At 69.7% G+C, this 18,249-nt stretch carries 16 protein-coding genes; 13 read left to right on the top strand and 3 right to left on the bottom strand.

Annotation, left to right across the window (positions count from 1 at the left end):
* Positions 1-35: 35 nt before the first annotated feature.
* Genes EOD42_RS08230 through EOD42_RS08220 form a run of 3 tightly spaced genes read left to right on the top strand, consistent with a single transcriptional unit; the run spans position 36 to position 3,174 of the window.
* Positions 36-1,385, top strand: coding sequence for an MFS transporter (locus tag EOD42_RS08230; protein ID WP_240655058.1), 1,350 nt, complete (start codon positions 36-38; stop codon positions 1,383-1,385).
* 5 nt (positions 1,386-1,390) lie between these two features.
* Positions 1,391-2,194: an N-acyl homoserine lactonase family protein gene (locus EOD42_RS08225; protein ID WP_127787219.1), complete on the top strand. Its 804-nt coding sequence runs from the start codon at positions 1,391-1,393 to the stop codon at positions 2,192-2,194.
* A gap of 8 nt (positions 2,195-2,202) precedes the next feature.
* Positions 2,203-3,174 (top strand): tripartite tricarboxylate transporter substrate binding protein, encoded by a 972-nt coding sequence (locus EOD42_RS08220; RefSeq protein WP_127787007.1) that lies wholly within the window; start codon positions 2,203-2,205, stop codon positions 3,172-3,174.
* Between the two features lie 40 nt (positions 3,175-3,214).
* Here the strand turns inward: EOD42_RS08220 and EOD42_RS08215 are convergent, their stop codons facing one another.
* Positions 3,215-4,117: a LysR substrate-binding domain-containing protein gene (locus EOD42_RS08215; protein ID WP_127787006.1), complete on the bottom strand. Its 903-nt coding sequence runs from the start codon at positions 4,115-4,117 to the stop codon at positions 3,215-3,217.
* Positions 4,118-4,216: 99 nt separating this feature from the next.
* Here EOD42_RS08215 and EOD42_RS08210 point away from each other — a divergent pair, with 99 nt between their 5' ends.
* The 8 genes from EOD42_RS08210 to EOD42_RS08175 all read left to right on the top strand — a co-directional run bounded on the left by EOD42_RS08210 (position 4,217) and on the right by EOD42_RS08175 (position 12,929).
* Positions 4,217-5,563, top strand: coding sequence for an NAD(P)/FAD-dependent oxidoreductase (locus tag EOD42_RS08210; RefSeq protein WP_127787005.1), 1,347 nt, complete (start codon positions 4,217-4,219; stop codon positions 5,561-5,563).
* 16 nt (positions 5,564-5,579) lie between these two features.
* Positions 5,580-6,410 (top strand): transporter substrate-binding domain-containing protein, encoded by an 831-nt coding sequence (locus EOD42_RS08205; RefSeq protein WP_127787004.1) that lies wholly within the window; start codon positions 5,580-5,582, stop codon positions 6,408-6,410.
* Positions 6,410-7,072, top strand: a complete 663-nt coding sequence (locus tag EOD42_RS08200; RefSeq protein WP_127787003.1) for an amino acid ABC transporter permease — start codon at positions 6,410-6,412, stop codon at positions 7,070-7,072. Before EOD42_RS08205 ends, EOD42_RS08200 begins: the two co-directional genes overlap by 1 nt.
* Positions 7,069-7,770, top strand: coding sequence for an amino acid ABC transporter permease (locus tag EOD42_RS08195; RefSeq protein WP_127787002.1), 702 nt, complete (start codon positions 7,069-7,071; stop codon positions 7,768-7,770). Before EOD42_RS08200 ends, EOD42_RS08195 begins: the two co-directional genes overlap by 4 nt.
* A gap of 153 nt (positions 7,771-7,923) precedes the next feature.
* Positions 7,924-9,429 carry an argininosuccinate lyase gene (argH, locus tag EOD42_RS08190; RefSeq protein ID WP_127787001.1) on the top strand — a complete coding sequence of 502 codons (1,506 nt, stop codon included), beginning with the start codon at positions 7,924-7,926 and terminating at the stop codon, positions 9,427-9,429.
* Positions 9,430-9,503: 74 nt separating this feature from the next.
* Positions 9,504-9,878, top strand: coding sequence for a nuclear transport factor 2 family protein (locus EOD42_RS08185; protein ID WP_206020295.1), 375 nt, complete (start codon positions 9,504-9,506; stop codon positions 9,876-9,878).
* A 4-nt stretch (positions 9,879-9,882) separates the two neighbouring features.
* Entirely contained in the window at positions 9,883-11,352 is a 1,470-nt protein-coding gene (locus EOD42_RS08180) for a M81 family metallopeptidase (RefSeq protein WP_127786999.1), read from the top strand.
* Positions 11,349-12,929 (top strand): ABC transporter substrate-binding protein, encoded by a 1,581-nt coding sequence (locus EOD42_RS08175; RefSeq protein ID WP_127786998.1) that lies wholly within the window; start codon positions 11,349-11,351, stop codon positions 12,927-12,929. Before EOD42_RS08180 ends, EOD42_RS08175 begins: the two co-directional genes overlap by 4 nt.
* A 257-nt stretch (positions 12,930-13,186) precedes the next feature.
* On the opposite strand, the gene EOD42_RS08170 is transcribed toward EOD42_RS08175, so the two are convergent.
* Positions 13,187-14,827 (bottom strand): M28 family peptidase, encoded by a 1,641-nt coding sequence (locus EOD42_RS08170; RefSeq protein ID WP_164867832.1) that lies wholly within the window; start codon positions 14,825-14,827, stop codon positions 13,187-13,189.
* A 35-nt stretch (positions 14,828-14,862) separates the two neighbouring features.
* A complete protein-coding gene (locus tag EOD42_RS08165) occupies positions 14,863-15,585 on the bottom strand; it encodes a GntR family transcriptional regulator (protein WP_127786996.1) in 723 nt (240 codons plus the stop codon).
* Positions 15,586-15,769: 184 nt separating this feature from the next.
* Here EOD42_RS08165 and EOD42_RS08160 point away from each other — a divergent pair, with 184 nt between their 5' ends.
* Both EOD42_RS08160 and EOD42_RS08155 read left to right on the top strand, forming a co-directional pair.
* Complete coding sequence (locus EOD42_RS08160; protein WP_164867831.1) at positions 15,770-16,762, top strand: Bug family tripartite tricarboxylate transporter substrate binding protein; 993 nt, start codon at positions 15,770-15,772, stop codon at positions 16,760-16,762.
* Between the two features lie 52 nt (positions 16,763-16,814).
* Positions 16,815-18,200 (top strand): M20/M25/M40 family metallo-hydrolase, encoded by a 1,386-nt coding sequence (locus EOD42_RS08155; RefSeq protein WP_127786994.1) that lies wholly within the window; start codon positions 16,815-16,817, stop codon positions 18,198-18,200.
* The last annotated feature ends 49 nt before the right edge of the window (positions 18,201-18,249 follow it).

The raw sequence follows: 18,249 nt of genomic DNA, 5'->3' as shown, positions 1-18,249 counted from the left end.
CCTGCGCGCGCCGCCCAGCAATACGGAAGAATCTGATGTCCGGTACCGTCCAGGCGCAGGAAAGCGCCACGATGAGGAAGGTGATGCTGCGCATCGTGCCCTTCCTCATCCTCTGCTACATCATCTCCTACCTCGACCGCGTGAATGTGGGCTTCGCCGCCCTGACCATGAACCGCGACCTGGGCTTCTCGGCGGCCGTCTACGGCCTCGGTGCCGGCATCTTCTTCGTCACCTACTTCCTGTTCGAAGTGCCGTCGAACCTGGCGCTGCACCGTTTCGGCGCGCGCATGTGGATCGCGCGCATCATGGTGACCTGGGGCGTGCTGTCGGGGGCGATGGGCTTCATCCCGCAGATTTCCGCCGCCACCGGCCTGTCCTATGAGGCGGTGTTCTACACCATCCGCCTGCTGCTGGGCGCGGCCGAGGCCGGCTTCTTCCCCGGCGTCATCTTCTATCTGACCCTGTGGTTCCCCAGCGCCTATCGCGCCCGCGTCGTGGGCTATTTCATGACGGCGCTGCCGCTGGCCAGCGTCATCGGCGCGCCGCTGTCGGGCTATCTGCTGGGGCTGGACGGCTTCCACGGCATGGCCGGCTGGCAGTGGATGTTCATCATCGAGGCCATTCCCGCCGTTATCCTGGCCGCCATCGTGCTGGGCTACCTGACCGACAAGCCCGGGCAGGCGAAGTGGCTGGAGCCCGCCGAGCGCGACTGGCTCGCCGCCCGCCTGGCGCAGGAGGAGCGCGAGCGCGCCGGTGTCGCCACGCACAGCCCCCTGGCGGCGCTGGCCAACCCGCTCGTCCTGGCGCTCGGCTTCGTCTATTTCGGCGTGGTCGCGATGAACTACACGGTGGGCTTCTTCCTGCCCTCCATCATCCGCGAATTCGGCCTGTCCAACCTGCAGACCGGCTTCGTGGCCGCCATCCCCTCGCTGGTGGGCGCCATCAGCATGGTAGTCTGGGGCCGCCGCTCGGATGCGGCCGGTGAGCGCAAGTGGCACCTGGTGTTCGCCCTGGCGGTCGGCGCGTGCAGCTTCGCCGCAGCGGCCGTCATTCAGGAGCCGGTGCTGAAGATCCTGTGCTTCGCCATCGCGGCCTTCGGCATCTATGGCAGCCAGCCGGTATTCTGGACGCTGCCGGGCAGCTTCCTGTCCGGTGCGGCGGCTGCCGCCGGCATCGCGGTCATCAACTCGCTGGCCAACCTGTCGGGCTTCGCCGGCCCCTATGTGATGGGTTGGATCAAGACCTCGACCGGTGACTTCACGGGCGGCCTGCTGCTGGTGGCCTGCGTGGCCGGCCTGGCCACGCTGGTGGTGGCCATGATCGGGCGGCAGCACTTCCCGCAGCGCGCACCCCAAGGGGAAGCGCGGCCGCAGGCGGCGGAGTGAGCGCCATGCAGTGGGAGGTGCTGGCCCTTCGCTACGGCTATCAGGAGCGGCGCGCGGCGGACAACTTCGTCCACGCGCCCGACCCGCACGACGCGCCCATGCCGCTCGACTATTTCGTGTGGCTGCTGCGCGCGGGGAAGCGGGAGATCGTGGTCGACACCGGCTTCACGCCCGAGACCCTGGCCAAGAAGGGCCCCGGCGGCGGGCGCCACATCACCCGCACGGTCGATGTGGCGCTGCGCGAGGCCGGCTGCGAGCCCGCCGGCGTGCGGGACGTGGTGATCACCCACCTGCACTACGACCATGCCGGCAATCTGGACCTGTTCCCCGAGGCCCGCTTCCATCTGCAGGAACGCGAGATGGGCTTCGCCACCGGCAGGAACATGTGCTTCTCCTGCCTGCGCGGCGCCTTCGAGGTGGAGGATGTGGTCCGCATGGTCCGCGCCCTCTATGCCGGCCGGGTCGAGTTCCATGACGGCGATGCCGAGATCGCGCCGGGCGTCAGCCTCCATCGCGTCGGCGGCCACACCGACGGCCTCCAGATGGTCCGCGTCGAGACCGCGCGCGGCCCGGTGGTGCTGGCCAGCGACGCCGCGCATTTCTACGCGAACCTGCTGCGGGAGGAGCCCTTCCCGATCATCTTCGACCTGGGCGCCATGGCCCGCGGCTGGCGCACCGCCCGCCGCCTGGCCGGCGACGACGCCCGCGTCGTGCCGGGCCACGACCCGGAGGTCCGCAAGCTCTACCCCGAACTGCCGGGCAGCCAGGGCGAGACCGTTCAGCTACATCTTCCGCCAATGACCAAGTGAGGAAACCCATGACCACCGCGTTCGGCCGCCGCCCGGCCTTCATGGCGCTTGCCGCCACGGCGCTCTCGACCCCTGCCCTGGCACAGCGCGCCCGCTTCCCCGACCGGCCGATGGAGCTGATCGTGGGCTTCGCCGCCGGCGGCGGCACCGATGTCACGGCCCGCACCTTCGCCCGCTTCCTTGAGAAGGAGCTGGGCGGCTCGGTCGTGGTGAACAACCGCCCGGGTGCCTCCGGCGAGATCGGGCTTGCCTATGTCGCCCGCGCGCGGCCCGACGGCCATGTGCTGGGCATCACGAACATGCCCGGGCTGGTCACGCTGCCGATCGAGCGCCGGACGCCGCAGTTCAACCTGAATGACTTCGAGTACATCGCGAACCTGGTGGCCGACCCCTCCGCCTTCTCGGTGCCGGCCGCGAGCCCGATCAAGGACTTCGCCGATCTCGTCGCGCGCGCGCGCCAGGCGCCGGAGACCATCACCTTCGGCTCCACCGGCGTGGGCACGGATGAGCATCTGGCGCTGGTGCTGTTCCAGGCGGCGGCGAACGTGAAGCTGGTGCATGTGCCCTTCCCCGGCGCCGGCCCGATGCGCACCGCCATCCTGGGCAACCAGGTCGAGGTCGGCGGGCTGAACGTGGGTGAGGTCGCGGCCAGCCCCCAGGGCGTGCGCATGCTGGTGCAGGGCGGCGCCGTGCGCTCCTCCTTCGCGCCGGATGTGCCCACCTTCAAGGATGCGGGCTTCGACGTGACCATGAGCTCGGAGCGCGGGATCGTGGTGGCCAAGGGCACGCCGGCCGATGTGGTGGCACGCCTGCGCGAAGCCACCGCGAAGGTCGCGAACGATCCGGCCTTCAAGGAACAGTGCCGCATCCAGTTCACCGACATGGACTATCTGGAAGGCCCCGCCTGGCGCGACCGGCTGGAGGAAGCCAATGGCCGCTTCCGCCAGATGTGGCAGCGCCAGCCCTGGTCGGAGGGCTGAGCCCCAGGGGCGCGGGGGGGGGGCGCGCCCCCCGCCCACCTCATCCCATCGCCGTCGCCGCCTCCTCCCGCAGCACGGCCATGAAGGCCTCGGCCAGCCGGTCCAGCGGGCTGTTGCGCGCCCGCAGCAGCCGGGATGTGAAGCGCACCTCCGGCAGAAAGGGCCTGGCCACGATCGGCAGCCGCGCATGATCGCGCGCCACCACCGGGTTCACCACGGCAACGCCCAGCCCCTCCGCCACCAGGGCGCACAGCGTGTTGCCGAACTGCGTCTCCACCCGCATGCGCGGCTTCAACCCCAGCGAGGCGAAGGCCTCATCGGCGGCATGGCGCGGGCCGTCCTCGGGCGAGGAAGCCAGGAAGGGCTCATCGGCGACATCCTCGGGCGTCAGGGTCCGGCGCAGCTTTGCCAGCGGGTGGCCGCGCGGCATCACCAGCACGCCCGCCATGTCGAGCAACGGTTCTTCCTCCACCGCCGCGAAGCCCGGACGCGGCGCCGCCACCCCCACGTCGCAGCGCCGGCTGGCCACCCATTCATAGACGGTGGCGGAAGGCCGCACCTGCAGGGAGATCGTGGCCTCCGGATAGTTCGCGACGAAACGCCTGATCGCGCGCGGCATGAAGCCGCCGCCCACCGCGGGCAGGCAGGCCACCCGCAGCCGGCCGGTACCGAAATGGCGGATGTCCTGCGCGGCCACGCGCAGGCGCTCCAGCCCGGTGAAGGCGCGTTCCACCTCCCGCAGGAAGGCATCGCCCTCGGGTGTCAGCCGCGCGGCGCCGTGGCCGCGCAGGAACAGCGGGAAGCCGACGGCTTCCTCCAGCCGCGCGACGGATCGCGTGAGGGAGGGCTGTGTCACGTCCAGCGCCCGCGCCGCGCGGGAGAAACCGCCATGCCGCGCCACCGCGCGGAAGGCCTCGACCTGCTTCAGATCCATGCAGTCCATGCCTCTGGGTTATGGGAACAGCGTTTCAAGGCATTTGACGGCATCATGTCCGTTGAGTGTCAATAACGCGGGCCTCGCCGGGGGCCCAAGGGACCTGACATGACCGATTCCTCGTTCCACCCCGAGTTCCGCGAAGCCCCCTATTGGTGGGAGGCCGCGCCGCCCGAGGACGCGAGCGCCGCGCCGCTGCCGGGCAATGTCGATGTGCTGATCATCGGCAGCGGCTTCGCCGGCCTGTCGGCCGCGCTGGAGGCCGCGCGCGCGGGTGCCTCGGTCGCGGTGCTGGATGGCGGGCCGCTGGGTGGCGGCGCTTCCTCGCGCTCCGGCGGCATGGTCAGCTCCGGCCAGAAGCTGGTGCTGACCGAGGCGCTGAAGGGCCTGCCCGCCGAGAAATCCGCGGCCGCGCTGGAGGACAGCAAGGCCACCTTCGAGTTCCTGAAGGAGCTGGTGGCGCGGGAAAACCTGGACGCGGACCTGCAGCTGGTCGGCCGCTTCTTCGGCGCCTTCGCCCCCAGCCACCTGGACACGCTGAAGCGCAACGCGGAGACCCTGCACCGCAAGACCGGCGTCACGATCCGCATCCTCTCGCGCGCCGAACAGCGCCAGGAAGTGGGCAGCGACTATTTCCACGGCGGCTTCGTGGTCGAGGATTACGGCGGGGTGCATCCCTCAAAGCTGAACCGCGCCCTGCGGGGTGCGGCGCGCGGTGCCGGCGCCACGCTGCACAGCCACGCCCGCGTGCAGCGCACGGAACGCGTGCCGGGCGGCCACATCGCCCACACCGATCGCGGCCAGGTGCGGGCCAGCCACATCCTCTATGCCACCAACGGCTACACGGACGCCGCCAGCCCCTGGCTGGAGAAGCGCGTGATCCCGGTCATGAGCTTCCAGATCGCGACCGAGCCCCTGCCCGAGGGCATGCTCGCCCGGCTGATCCCCAGGCTGCGCATGGTGACGGACAGCCGCAATGAGCTGACCTATCTGCGCCCCTCGCCCGACGGCACCCGGCTGCTGTTCGGGTGCCGCCCGCGCGCGATCCAGACCACGCCCACGAAGCTGGCGCCGCTGATGCGCGCGCGCATGCTGCGCATCTTCCCGGAGCTGGAACCCATCCGCCTGACCCATGCCTGGGGCGGCTATGTGGGCATGACGGCGGACCGCCTGCCGCATGTGGCCGAGCAGGACGGCGTGCTGCATGCCGTGGGCTGCAACGGCAACGGCGTGGCGCTGATGAGCTTCCTGGGCTGGCATGCGGCCCAGCTGATGCTGGGACGGACCAACCGCCGCGCTTTCTTCGCCGACATCCCCTTCCCCGCCGTTCCCTTCGCGCCGCTGCGCCGCGCCCTCGTGCCCGCCGCCTCTGCCGCCTACCACCTCGCCGATTTCGCGGCGAACCCGGGCGAGGTGCTCGCCGAGCGCCTGGGCCGCGTGCCAGACCATCACTGACCACAGGAGGCTGACCATGAAGACCTTCCGCCGCGCCTTCGGCGCCGCCCTTCTCGCCCTGGGCATCGCCACGCCTGCGATGGCACAGGACCTGCCGCCGCTGCCGTCGGGCATGCGCGCGGCGGGCGTTCTGCGCGCCGGTGTGCGCTGCGACCAGCCGCCTTACGGCTTCCGCGGTGCCGATGGCGGCTTCGCGGGCGTCGAGGTCGAGATGGCGCGCCAGATGGCGACCTGGGCCTTCGGTTCCCCGGACAAGGTCGAGCTGACCTGCGTGACGGCGGAAAACCGCATCCCGCAGCTGAACGCCCGCCGGGTGGATTTCCTGATCGCGACGCTGGGTGTCACGCCCGACCGTGCCCGCGTGATCGATTTCTCCAACCCCTATCGCTGGGGCGGCTCCGACATCCTGGTGCGCCAGAACAGCCCGATCCGCCGGCTGGACGATGTGGCGGGCCGCACCGTCATCATGCTGCGCGGCTCCACCCAGGCGCTGTGGTTCGATGCGAACATGCCGAACCTGAACACGCTGCGCCTCAACACCGCGTCGGACGCGCTGACCGCCCTGCTGCAGGGCCGCGGTGATGCCTATTCGCATGATGCCGCGACGCTGATCGTGATCGCCGCGCGCGACCCCTCCCTGCGCCTGGTGGGTGAGCCGTTCGGTGTCACCGACGCCGCCGTCGGCGTGCGCAAGAACGAGCCCGAGTGGATGGCCTGGGTGAATGCCGCGCTGGACCGCATGAAGCGCGAGGACCTGTACAACCGCTGGGTCGCCCAGTGGGTGCCTGAGGAAACCCGTGCCTTCTACCTCTCCGCCTTCAACGACCCGCGCCCGGCGGCTCGCTGATGGAGTTTGACCTCGCCTATCTGGTCCGCTGGCTGCCCGCGCTGCTGCGCGGGCTGTCCCTGACCGTGCAGGCGAGCGCGCTGGCCGTCCTCTTCTCGATCGTGATCGGGTTGGTGGGGGCCAGCATCCGGGTGGCGAAGGTGCCGGTGCTCTCGCACATCATCGCCGCCTATGTGGAGCTGATCCGCAACACGCCGATCCTGGTGCAGCTGTTCTTCATCTTCTTCGGCCTGCCGACGCTCGGCCTCACCCTCTCGCTGTTCGCCTCGGGCGTGCTGTGCCTGACGCTGTGGGCCGGCGCCTTCCAGATCGAGAATGTGCGCGGCGGCCTGGCCGCCATCGCGCCGGGCCTGAAGGAAGCCGCCCGCGCGCTCGGCCTCACGCAGGCGCAGTATCTGCGGCTGGTGGGGCTGCCGCTGGCCATCCGCGTGGGGCTACCCTCCATGCTCAACACCTGCGTCTCGGTCATCAAGAACAGCGCCTACCTGTCGGCCATCGGCATCCAGGAACTGACGGGTGTCGCCTTCGACCGCATCGCGTCGGACTTCCGCGCCTTCGAGATGCTGGCGGTGCTGCTGGTGGGCTATCTCTCCGTCGTGCTCAGCCTGTCCTTCGCGGTACGGCTGCTCGAACATCGCCTGCAGGCCCCGTTCCGCCGATGAACCTGATCATTGAAAACCTGCCGCTGCTGTGGATCGGGCTGAAGGCGACGCTGTCGCTCGCCCTGGTCACGCTGCTGGCATCCTCCGCCATCGGCGTGGTGCTGGGCAGCCTGGCGACGCTGAAGCCCAAGCCCCTGCGCGTCGCCGTGGCGCTGTATGTGGAGACGTTCCGCGACATCCCGCTGATCGTCACCATCTTCACCATCTTCTTCGGCGCGCCCTTCGTGGGCGTGCCGCTTGAACCCTTCCCCGCCGTGGCGCTCGGCCTGTCGTTGTGGGGTGGGGCCAATGCGTCCGAGATCGTGCGCGCCGGCATCACCTCCGTGCCCGCCGGCCAGACCGAGGCCGCGCGCGCGCTCGGCCTGCATACGGCCAAGATCTACCTGCTGATCCTGTGGCCGCAGGCGACGCGCGCGGTGCTGCCCGCCTATACCGGCCTGCTGGCACTGCTGTTCCAGTCCACCTCGCTCGGCGCCCTGGTGGGCGTCACGGAGTTCCTGAAGGCCGGTGGGCTGATCATCGAGCGAAGCACGGTGATGCTGGGCGTGAACCCGTCCTTCCAGATCTATGGCGTGGTGCTGGCGGTCTATTTCGTCATCAGCTCCGGCCTGTCGCTCCTGTCGCGCTGGTTGGAACGGCGGCTGGCGAAGGGCGGGACGCGCGCTGTCGTGGCGGCGCCGGATGCGGCGTCGCTGTGATGTTCTTTTTTTGCAAAAAAGAACCAAAAAACTTTTGTTTATTTTAGAAAATAAATAATTACATTTTAGTTAGTTCGAACCAAAACTAACAAAAGTCTTTTTGCTTCTTTTTCTACAGAAAAAGAAGACTGTTCTTCCAAGGAACGCCCCATCATGAACGACGCCTCCAAGGTCAGCCGCCGGCTGACCCAATCCATCGCGCCCGAGGTCGTGGAACACATCTACGGCCCCCGCGTGGCCGGTGACCTGCCCGTGGCCTTCCCGTTGATTTCGGCGCTGAACCAGGCGCATCTGCTAATGCTGGCCAAGCAATCCATCGTCACGCCCGCCCAGGCGCGCGACATCGCCGCCGCCCTGCTGCACATGGACGCCGAAGGCCATGAGGCCATCGAGGCCGACCCGCTGCGCGAGGATGCCTATTTCAACATCGAGGCGCGGCTGATCGAGCTGACCGGCGCCGATACGGGTGGCCGGCTGCACATCGCGCGCAGCCGCAACGACCTGTCGGCCGCCATGGACCGGCTGCGCGCCCGCGAGCTGCTGCTGCAGCTGCTTGAGGGCGCCCACGCCCTGCGTGCCATCCTGCTGGAGCGCGCGGTGCTGTTCGCCGAGGTGGTGATGCCCGGCTACACCCATCTGCAGCCGGCGCAGCCCATCACCTTCGGCTACTACCTGACGGGCATCGCCTCTGCCCTGGCGCGTGACACCGGGCGGCTGCTGGATGCGTGGAAGCGGGTGAACCTGTCCACCATGGGTGCGGCGGCGCTCGCCACCACCGGCTTCCCGATCGACCGGCCGATGGTGGCCGATTTGCTCGGCTTCGACGGCGTGCTGGAACACGGGCTGGACTGCGTGGCCAGCCGCGACTTCGCGCTGGAGATCACGGCCGCCGCGGCCGAGCTGGCGCTGACCCTGTCGCGCTTCGCCGAGGACATGCATGTCTTCGTGAGCCATGAGTTCTCGGCCGTCGAGTTCCCGGATTCCATCTGCGGCACTTCCTCGATCATGCCGCAGAAGAAGAACCCGATCGTGCTGGAGCATCTGAAGGCAAAGGCATCCCATGTGATCGCGGCCTTCACCTCGGCGGGCGCCTGCATCCGCGGCAGCCATTTCACCAACACGCTGGATGCGAACCGCGAGGCGCTGTCCATGGTGTGGGGCGGGCTGACCGAGGCGCTGCGTGCCCTGGCGCTGGCCCGCATCATCGCCGCCGGGGCGGAACCCAAGGCCGACCTGCTGCTGGCGCGGGCGCGCGCCAACTACTCCACGGCGACTGACCTGGCGGATCTGCTGGTGCGGCACGGTGGGATGGACTTCCGCACGGCCCACCATGTGGCGGGCGCGGTCGTCCGCCGGCTGATGGATGCGGGACTAGGCGCGCATGAGGCGACGCTGGCGCTGGTCGAGGAAGCCTCGATCGAGGTCGCGGGCCACAAGGCCGGGCTTTCGGCCGGACAGGTGGCAGAGGCGCTGGACCCGACGCGCTGCGTGATGACGCGCACCACACTGGGCGGGCCCGCACCCGCCGAGGTACGGCGCATGGCGGCCGCGATGCACGCGGCGCTGGCCACCGAGCACGCGCAGGTGGCGGGCTGGCGCGCGCATGTCGCCGCTGCCGCCGAAACGCGCAGCCGCGCGATGCGCACCCTGGCCGGCTGACGCCGCGCCGCATTGACGGGGTTTTGCTTCGCCCCCAAGCTTCCTGGACAAATCATTGTCCAGGAGAAATGTCCATGAGCGTGACCCCAGAGCTGATGCAGGACATCGGCGCGGCCTTCAACAGCCGCGACCTGGACCGCATCATGGCCTTCTTCGCCGAGGACTGTACCTTCTGCGCGGCGGCGGGGCCGGAACCCGCGGGCCGCGCCATCAAGGGCAAGGCCGCCGTGCGGGAGGCACTGGCCGCCGTCTACGGCAGCATGCCCGATCTTTCCTTCGCGCGTGACTACGAGTTCGCCTCGGGCGACCGCGCCGTCACGGCCTGGCGCATGACCGGCAAGACGGCCGACGGCAAGACCATCGACGTGCAGGGCTGCGACCTGTGGGAGTTCCGGGACGGGCTGATCGTCAAGAAGGATACCTACCTGAAGACCGTGCGGCGCGCCTGACGCCATGAAGATCGTCGCCGGGATGTTCAAGCACGAGACGAACAGCTTCTCGCCCGTGCCCACCCGCTGGAAGGATTTCGGGCCCGACGGCCCGCTTTACGGCGCCGACGCCTACAGGGCCTTCCGCCATTCCGGCTACAGCCTGTCGGGGCTGCTCGACATCGCGGAGGAAATGGGCGCCGAGGTGACGGTGCCCATCGCCGCCCGCTGCCTACCCTCCGGCCCCGTCGAGCGCGACGCGTTCGAGCGCCTGTCGGATATCCTGTGCGAAGCCGCGCTCGGCTGCGACGCCATGATGCTGGACCTGCACGGCGCCATGGTCGCGGAAGGCTTTCCGGATGGTGAGGGCGAGTTGCTGCGACGCATCCGTGCGGCGCGGCCCGGCCTGCCGATCGGGGTCTCGGTCGACAGCCACGCCAATTTCTCCGACCAGTTCATGAACAATTGCAGCGTGATGCCGGGGTATCGCACATACCCGCACACGGACATGCCGGAGACCGGGCGCAAGGCCGGCCGCCTGCTGCGGGATGTGCTGGAAGGCCGCCTCAACCCCGTCACCGTCGCGGCCCGCGTGCCGATGATGCCCGACATGGTGAAGTGCCTGACCGACCGGGAGCCGATGTCGCGCCTGATCGCGGCCGCCGACGCGGCCGAGGCCGCCGGCATGCCCTGCATGACCGTCTTCACGGGCTTTCCCCTCGCCGATACCGAGGACACCTGCATGACCGTGGTGGCCACCGCGAACGGCGATGCGGAGGCCGCCCGCGCCGCCGCCCAGGCCATCGCGGACCTCGCCTGGTCCCTGCGGGAGGATTTCCGCTCGGCCCCCTTCGAGCCGCTGGCGGAATCCATGGAGCGCGCGGCCGCCATGGAAGGCCCGGTGATCCTCGCCGACTTCTCCGACAACTGCCATTCGGGCGGCACCATGGATTCCATGGCGGTCGTCGCGGCCGCCCTCGAACGAGGGCTGGACGGCATCCTGGCCGGCCCGATCTGCGACCCGCAGGCGGTGGCCGAGATGATCGCGGCCGGCGTGGGTGCGACCGTGACCCTCGATATCGGCGGCAAGATGCCCATTCCGGCGCTGAAGGAGCCGCTGGTGCCGCTGCGCCTGACCGGCACGGTGCGCACCATCGCCCTCGGCCGCTTCACGGTGGAGGGGCCGATCTTCACCGGCATGCCGGTCGATCTCGGCCGCTGCGTGGTGCTGGACGCCGGGCGCGTGACGCTGGTGGTCAGCGAGGGCCGCGTCGAGGCGCTGGACCCGCTCCAGTACCGCATCTTCGGGCTGGAACCCACGCGCTACCGCTACATCGTGCTGAAATCCAAGACCAACCACCGCCCGGCCTTCCTCCCGCTGGCCCGCGGCCACGTGGACTGCACCGGCCCCGGCGTCGCGACGCTCGACCTGCTGTCGCTCGATTACCGGCACGTCCGCCGCCCGATCTTCCCGCTCGACAGGAGCAACGCATGAAGCGTTTTCGCTGGGCCATCGCGGCCGCCGCCTTCGCCCTCCTCGCCGCGCCCGACGCCCAGGCCCAGCGCAGCATCCGCTGGGGCAACAACGGCGAAGTGACGACCATGGACCCGCATGGCGTGTTCAGCACCGCCAATGCGGCCCTGCTGGGCAACATCTACGAAAGCCTCGTCCGCCTCGACGCCAATCTGCGCTTCGAGCCGGGGCTGGCGACGCGGTGGGAGGTGCTGGCGCCCGACCGCTACCGCTTCACCATCCGCCAGGGCGTGAAGTTCCATGACGGCACGCCGATGACGCCCGCCGATGTCGTGGCCTCCCTGCGGCGGGCCAGCGTGCCCAACTCGCCCTATGCCTCGGTCACGCACATGATCAAGGAAGTGGAGCAGAGCGGCCCCGACACCGTCGACGTCATCCTGCGCGGCCCCTACCCCGTGCTGATCAACGACCTGGCGGGCGTGGCCATCCTCAGCGAGGCCTGGATGCAGCGGCACGATGCCTCGCTGCCGACCGACCCCGCGCGCGGCAGCGCGGGCTACGCCAACGTCAACACCAACGGCACCGGGCCGTTCCGCCTCGTCTCCCGCACACTCGATTCCGAAACCGTGCTGGAAGCCTTCCCCGACTGGTGGGACCGGCGCGCGCACAACATCGACCGTGTCTCCTTCCGCCCCGTGCCGAATGACGCGACCCGCCTCGCCGCCCTGCTCTCCGGCCAGCTGGACGTCATCACCCCCACCCCCCTGCAGGACGCCGAGCGCCTGCGCCGTGACCCCAACATCACCCTGGTCGAGGCCCAGGACCTGCGCGTGATGTATTACGGCTTCAACGTGGATGAGGCGCACCGCACCTCCGGCGGCGGCGACCGCAACCCGCTGGCCGACCGCCGCGTGCGCCAGGCCATGACCATGGCGCTCGACCTCGACGGCGTGACCCGCAGCGTGATGCGCGGGCTGACGCGCCCCACCCACGCGCTCATCGCCTCCGAGATCACCGGCTACGACGACGCCCAATCCGTGCAGCGCGCCCGCTTCGACCCCGAAGGCGCGAAGCGCCTGCTCGCCGAGGCCGGCTACCCGGACGGCTTCGCCATGACGCTGGAATGCCCGGTCGACCGCTTCGTCAACGCAGACCGCCTCTGCCAGGCCTCGGCGGCCATGTGGGCGCGCGTGGGCATCCGCGTCACCTACAGCGGGCTGCGCTTCGCCGCCTACATGCAGCGCTTCCGCACGCGCGACCAGGACATGTACCTGATGGGTTGGGCCAACACGCCCCAGCTCGACGGCTTCTCCATCCTCAACAACGTGCTCGCCACCCGCAGCCAGCAACGCGGCAGCTGGAACGCCGGCCGCACCTCCGACCCGGCCCTCGACACCCTTGTCGAGCGCATCGCAACCGAGATGGACCCCGCCCGCCGCACCGCCCTGCTGACGGAAGCCTTCGCCATCGAACGCGCCAATTTCTGGATGATCCCACTCTACCGCGAACCCATGCTCCTCGCCTCCCGCCGCGGCTTCACCGTGCCCGCCTTCGCAGACGGCCGGATGCGCTTCTGGTTGGCCCGGGCGCCTGAGTGATTGAGGGCAGCCTGGGGGGGCAAGGGCGCACAGGGGCTTCGCCCCTGAACCCCATCAAGGGGCGCCGCCCCTTGGAACCCCCCGCCAGGAGCCTGTGGCCCCTGGACCCACTTGAGTTAATTGAAAAAGCCGGAGAGGGACGATGTCCCTCTCCGGCTTTTTCAACTCCCGGTTTCCAAAGGCCTTTCGGCCTTTGGCGGGTTCCAAGGGCAGAGCCCTTGGTGGGGGCCTGGGGGTGAAACCCCCGGAGCACGCCCTCACCCCCCAAGCGCCTTCAGTCCTTCACGCAGCCCATGGGCCACCCGGTTGCGCGCCTGGCGTGCCGAGACGGCGAGGTGGCGTGCCGCGTCGGTGTCGGGCGTGGCGGCGGCCAGGCGGCGCAGCGGGTCCAGGCTGGGCCAGGGTGCGGCGGGCATGGCGGGGTCGTGGATGAAGCGGTCGCCGCGCGTGTAGTCGAGGGGGACGAGCGCGCGGGAGAGGCGGATGAGGGCGGCGTTCAGGCGGGGCGCGTCCCAATCGGCGCGGGCGGCCTCCAGCGCGGTGCGCAGGGCGGCGATGTCGCCCTGCAGGTCGGCCAGGTCGAGGCCGGGCGGGGCCAGCTTGGCCAGTTCGGCGGAGAGCGCGTCGAGCTGCCGTGCGTGATCGATGGGCAGCACCTCGGCGCTCAGCAGGCGGTGGATGATCTCCAGGTAGATCCGGCCGTCGCGGGCCAGGTTCTCGGGGTCGATCTTGTCCAGCAGGTCGCCCGAGGTGTGCCACCACCAGCCCAGGGCATGGCGCATCTTCACATTGCCCGGCACCTGCTCGGAGAAGGCCATGAACATGGCGGGAATGCCGATGCCCCAGAAGCTCTCGTCGCCGCCGCGGCCGATCCGCTTGGTCTTGAGCTTCTGGCCGGACTGCTTCTCGATCACGTCATGGGCCAGGCCGTGCAGTTCGATGGCGGTGGGCGCCTCGGACAGCACGCTGGCGCCCTTGGCGCCGACGCTGTCGATGTTGACGTGCACGGCGCAGCGGGTTTCCAGCTCCTGCCAATGCGTGTCGGCGTACCAGGAGGAACCGGAGTAGCGGCCGTGGGAATGGCCGGACCAGAAGCACAGGCGCAGGCCGCGCTTCCAGTCGGCGCGCTGCTGGGCGGCCACGCGCGCCACTTCCATCATGGTGATGTTGGCGGTGCCGTTGTCCATCACGCCCTCGTACCAGGTGTCGTGATGGCCGCTGAACAGGATGAAGTCCTGGCCGGGCTCGACCAGTTCGGCCACCAGCAGGGGCGTCTTGCGCCAGCCGGTATCGACCTCGGCGAACAGGGTCACGGCGGGTCGGGCGCCACCGGCCAATGCCGCGCGCAGGGCGGAGCCATCGGCGTCGGACACGGTGCAGACCACCGTGCTCGGCATGTTGGCCAGCGTCTCGTCGGACGGGTTGCCCCAGACGGGGGACAGACACATCTCGTGCAGGTGCTCATGCGGGGAGATGTGCAGCTGCCCCAGCGCGCCGGCGCGCGAGGCACGGAAGGACACGGGGGGCGAGGCGATGCCCTCCGCCAGCACGATGCAGCCGGTCACGTCCTGCTTCGCGAAATCGGCCTCGGTGCCGTCGCCCACATAGACCAGCGGCGCGGACAACCCGCCGGGCAGCGAGGATTGCGACATGGAATGGGTGATGGCCTTGAGTTCCCGGCCATCGACGGTCACGCGCGCCGCACCGGGCAGGCTGATATAGGCGTCGTGCTCGATCCAGGTGGTGGCATAGCCGTAGCCGTCCAGCACGGACTGGATGTAGCGCAGGCTCTCGGCCTCCTGCGCGGAGCCGCTGAGCTTCACATAGGGCGCGATATGCGTCAGGTGGCGCATCATCTCGGCGCTGTCGACGCGCTCGATGGCGGCTTGGCTGGTCATGCGGTTCTCTTTCCCGGAATTCAGGCCGCCCATCTTCAGGCGGCTGGGGCGTTTTCGGGCAGGCGATAGCCGGCCTCGACGATCATGCGGGCCCGGGCGCCGACGGACGCCATATGGGCGGTGCTGAGTTCCTCGGCGCGGGCGGCGTCCCCTGCCTTGATGGCCTCGGCCAGGGCACGGAGGGCGGCGAAGCTGTGGCGGTTGCGCGCGGGCTGGTGCAGGGAGATGAAGCGCACCAGGGCGATGCGGTTGTGCAGCGCGCCCAGCGTCTGGGCCAGATAGGGATTGCCGCTGCCGGCGGCGATCGTGGCGTAATAGGCGGTGCCGGTCTCGAACAGCTCCAGCGGCGTGCCGGTGTCGACCAGCGCCTCCAGCTTCGTCATCGCGGCCTCAAGCGCCGCGATATCGGCAGGGCGGCGGGCCTTGGCGAATTCGCGGGCGGCGAAGCTCTCCATCACCTGCCGCAGGGCGTAGATCTGGTCGATCTCCTCCGGCATCAGTGCCGTCACCATCGGGCCACGATGCGGGATGGTGGTGATCAGCCCCTCGCCTTCCAGCACACGCAATGCCTCACGCAGGGAAGGCCGGCTCACGCCGGTCAGCTCGCACAGCTCGCGTTCGCGCAGTTGCTGGCCCGGGTGGAAGCGTCCGGTGATGATGGCCAGCCTCAAGCGGTCCGCGACCAGCGAGCGCAGGCTGACCGCCTGTCCCGCCACAAGCAATGCGTCATCCGTCATAGCCACCATGGTGCCGTCCATCCGCTCGGGTTTCCGTCCATCGATGTTGCATAGCCGATTGCCGCAGCGCGGTAACGGGGGCCGTTCATACGGCAAATTTGTCTTTTTGTCTTACAATCATAAAAACAGCTTGTCAACATTTTCCGGCCTGCTAGGGTCCGGCCAGACGGGGAACGCCGGCCCACCGAGAGGCCAGGAGAACTGCATGACCAAGACGAATTTCCACCCCGGGCGCCGCGTGGCGCTGACCGGTGCCGCGGCGCTGCTCGCCGCCCCCGCACTGGCCCAGACGGGCTCCTTCCCCAACAAGCCGATCCGCCTCGTGGTCGCCTACCCGCCCGGCAACTCGTCGGATCTGGTGGCCCGCTTCGTGGCCGACCGGATGATGAACATCCTCGGCCAGCCGGTGGTGGTGGATAACCGCGGCGGCGCCGGCGGCACCATCGGCACCGAATTCGTCGCCCGCGCCCCGGCTGACGGCTACACGCTCGGCATCGCCAATGCGGGGCCGCTGACCATCGCGCCCGCGCTGTATCCGAACCTGCCCTATGACCCCGTGCGCGACTTCACCCATGTGGCGCCGCTGTCCATCGGCGCGCATCTGTTCGTGGTGAACCCGTCCCTGCCGGTGCACAACATCCAGGAGCTGATCGCCTATGCCCGGGCCAATCCGGGCCGGCTGTTCTATGGCTCCTCGGGCAACGGTTCCACGTCGCACCTGGCCATGGCGTATTTCGAGACGCTGACCGGCGTGCGGATGACGCATGCGCCGTATCGCGGTTCGGCGGCGGCGATGAACGACCTGCTTTCCGGGCAGATCCTGCTGGCCTCCGACACGCTGGTGGCCACGGCGGACCTGGTGCGCACCGGCCGGCTGCGGGCGCTGGGCGTGACCTCGAAGGAGCGCTCGCCCTTCATGCCGGATGTCGTGCCGATCGCCGACCAGGGCGTGCCGGACTATGACTTCTATGGCTGGATCGCGCTGATGGGCCCGGCCGGACTGCCTGCCCCGATCGCGCAGCGCCTGTATGACGCCACCATCGCCGTGACGCGCCAGCCGGATTTCGCCGCCCGCATGGGTGATCTGGGCCTGTCGCCCATGACCCACACGCGGCAGGAGCTGGACGAGTTCATGCGTTTCGATATCGCCCGCTGGCGGCGGGTGATCTCGGCCGCGAACATCCGCATCGACGGCTGACATACCGGGCGCCGCCAGGCGCCCGCCCCTTTCTGACAGTGAGGACCACGCCATGGGTGCCACCCGTGACGGCGCGATCGCGCGCGCCCATGCCGGATACGATGACGGCCGATTCCTGGAGCGCCTGAGCGCGCTGGTCGCCGTGCCGACCGAAAGCCATCCGCCCGGCCGCAAGCCCGACCTGGAGCATTACGCCCGCGACGTGCTGGGCCCGATGATGGCGGGCATGGGTTTCGATGTGCGTCTGCTGGATAACCCGGAGCCCATCCACGGCCCGGCCATGCTGGCCACCCGCATCGAGGACCCGGCCCTGCCCACCGTGCTGATCTACGGCCATGGCGACGTGGTGCGCGGCATGCCGGAGCTGTGGCGCGCGGGCCTCGACCCCTGGAAGGTCACGGTCGAGGGCGACCGCCTCTATGGCCGCGGCGTGGTGGACAACAAGGGCCAGCATCTGGTCGCCATCGAGGCCCTCGCCGCCGTGCTGGCCGAGCGCGGCCGCCTCGGCTTCAACGTGAAGGTCATGGTCGAGACCGGCGAGGAGGCGGGCTCCCCGGGGCTGAAGGCGATGCTGGAGCGCGACCGCGCGCTGTGCGCGGCCGATGTGTTCATCGCCTTCGATGGCTTGCGTCAATCGACCACCATCCCCGAGGTGACGCTCGGCACGCGCGGCAGCGCCGCGATGGACCTGGTGGTGGAGCTGCGCGAAGGCGGCTTCCATTCCGGCCATTGGGGCGGGCTGCTGACCGACCCGGGCGTGATCCTGGCCCATGCCATCGCCTCCATCGTCTCGCAGGACGGGCGCATCCTGGTGCCGGGCTGGACGCCCGCCGAGATCCCGCAGGCGGTGCGCGACGCCTGCGCCGCCGTCATCACCGAGGACCTGGCCGGCGCCCCCAGCGCCGATGCCGGCTGGGGCGAGCCCGGCATGTCCCGCGCGGAGCGCATCTTCATGTGGTCCAGCGCCGTGGTGCTGGCCTCGATCAGCGGCCAGCCGGCATCCCCGGTGAACGCGGTGGGCGGCACGGCGAAGGCGCGCATCCAGCTGCGCCACACGGTGGACGTGCCGGCGGACGGCATCATCCCTGCGCTGCGCGCGCATCTGGATGCCCGTGGCCTGTCCATGGTCGATGTGCGGCCGGTGACGGAGCGCCAGTACTTCCCCGCCTCCCGCACCGATCCGGAGGACCCCTGGGTGAAGCGCACCGTGGCCTCCATGGCGCGCACCGCCGGGCGCCGGCCCAATATCGTGCCCAATATCGGAGCGTCGGGCCCCTCGGAGTTCTTCCGCGAGGCGCTGGGCACGCCGGTTATCTGGATCCCGCTTTCCTATGGCGGCTGCAGCCAGCACGGGCCCGATGAGCACGGCCTGGGGTCACTCTTCCGCGAGGGGCTGGGGCTGGTGGCGGGTCTCTGGTGGGATTTCGGGGCCGCCTAGCACCCGCCCCTGGATCGCGGCGCCGCTTCCCGCTATCTGCTGCGGTGCG

Origin of the sequence: Rhodovarius crocodyli, assembly GCF_004005855.1 — a bacterium.
Taxonomy (GTDB): domain Bacteria; phylum Pseudomonadota; class Alphaproteobacteria; order Acetobacterales; family Acetobacteraceae; genus Rhodovarius; species Rhodovarius crocodyli.
Note: the sequence above shows the minus strand (reverse complement) of the source record. Positions and strands in the feature narration are given on the sequence as shown.

What these genes read in the sequence shown, in the direction of transcription:
- EOD42_RS08165 (WP_127786996.1), bottom strand. Translation starts at nt 15,585, where the DNA reads ATGGACGGCACCATGGTGGCTATGACGGATGACGCATTGCTTGTGGCG.
- EOD42_RS08200 (WP_127787003.1), top strand. Translation starts at nt 6,410, where the DNA reads ATGGAGTTTGACCTCGCCTATCTGGTCCGCTGGCTGCCCGCGCTGCTG.
- EOD42_RS08225 (WP_127787219.1), top strand. Translation starts at nt 1,391, where the DNA reads ATGCAGTGGGAGGTGCTGGCCCTTCGCTACGGCTATCAGGAGCGGCGC.
- EOD42_RS08195 (WP_127787002.1), top strand. Translation starts at nt 7,069, where the DNA reads ATGAACCTGATCATTGAAAACCTGCCGCTGCTGTGGATCGGGCTGAAG.
- EOD42_RS08205 (WP_127787004.1), top strand. Translation starts at nt 5,580, where the DNA reads ATGAAGACCTTCCGCCGCGCCTTCGGCGCCGCCCTTCTCGCCCTGGGC.
- EOD42_RS08210 (WP_127787005.1), top strand. Translation starts at nt 4,217, where the DNA reads ATGACCGATTCCTCGTTCCACCCCGAGTTCCGCGAAGCCCCCTATTGG.
- argH (WP_127787001.1), top strand. Translation starts at nt 7,924, where the DNA reads ATGAACGACGCCTCCAAGGTCAGCCGCCGGCTGACCCAATCCATCGCG.
- EOD42_RS08215 (WP_127787006.1), bottom strand. Translation starts at nt 4,117, where the DNA reads ATGGACTGCATGGATCTGAAGCAGGTCGAGGCCTTCCGCGCGGTGGCG.
- EOD42_RS08155 (WP_127786994.1), top strand. Translation starts at nt 16,815, where the DNA reads ATGGGTGCCACCCGTGACGGCGCGATCGCGCGCGCCCATGCCGGATAC.
- EOD42_RS08230 (WP_240655058.1), top strand. Translation starts at nt 36, where the DNA reads ATGTCCGGTACCGTCCAGGCGCAGGAAAGCGCCACGATGAGGAAGGTG.
- EOD42_RS08180 (WP_127786999.1), top strand. Translation starts at nt 9,883, where the DNA reads ATGAAGATCGTCGCCGGGATGTTCAAGCACGAGACGAACAGCTTCTCG.
- EOD42_RS08175 (WP_127786998.1), top strand. Translation starts at nt 11,349, where the DNA reads ATGAAGCGTTTTCGCTGGGCCATCGCGGCCGCCGCCTTCGCCCTCCTC.
- EOD42_RS08160 (WP_164867831.1), top strand. Translation starts at nt 15,770, where the DNA reads ATGACCAAGACGAATTTCCACCCCGGGCGCCGCGTGGCGCTGACCGGT.
- EOD42_RS08220 (WP_127787007.1), top strand. Translation starts at nt 2,203, where the DNA reads ATGACCACCGCGTTCGGCCGCCGCCCGGCCTTCATGGCGCTTGCCGCC.
- EOD42_RS08185 (WP_206020295.1), top strand. Translation starts at nt 9,504, where the DNA reads ATGAGCGTGACCCCAGAGCTGATGCAGGACATCGGCGCGGCCTTCAAC.
- EOD42_RS08170 (WP_164867832.1), bottom strand. Translation starts at nt 14,827, where the DNA reads ATGACCAGCCAAGCCGCCATCGAGCGCGTCGACAGCGCCGAGATGATG.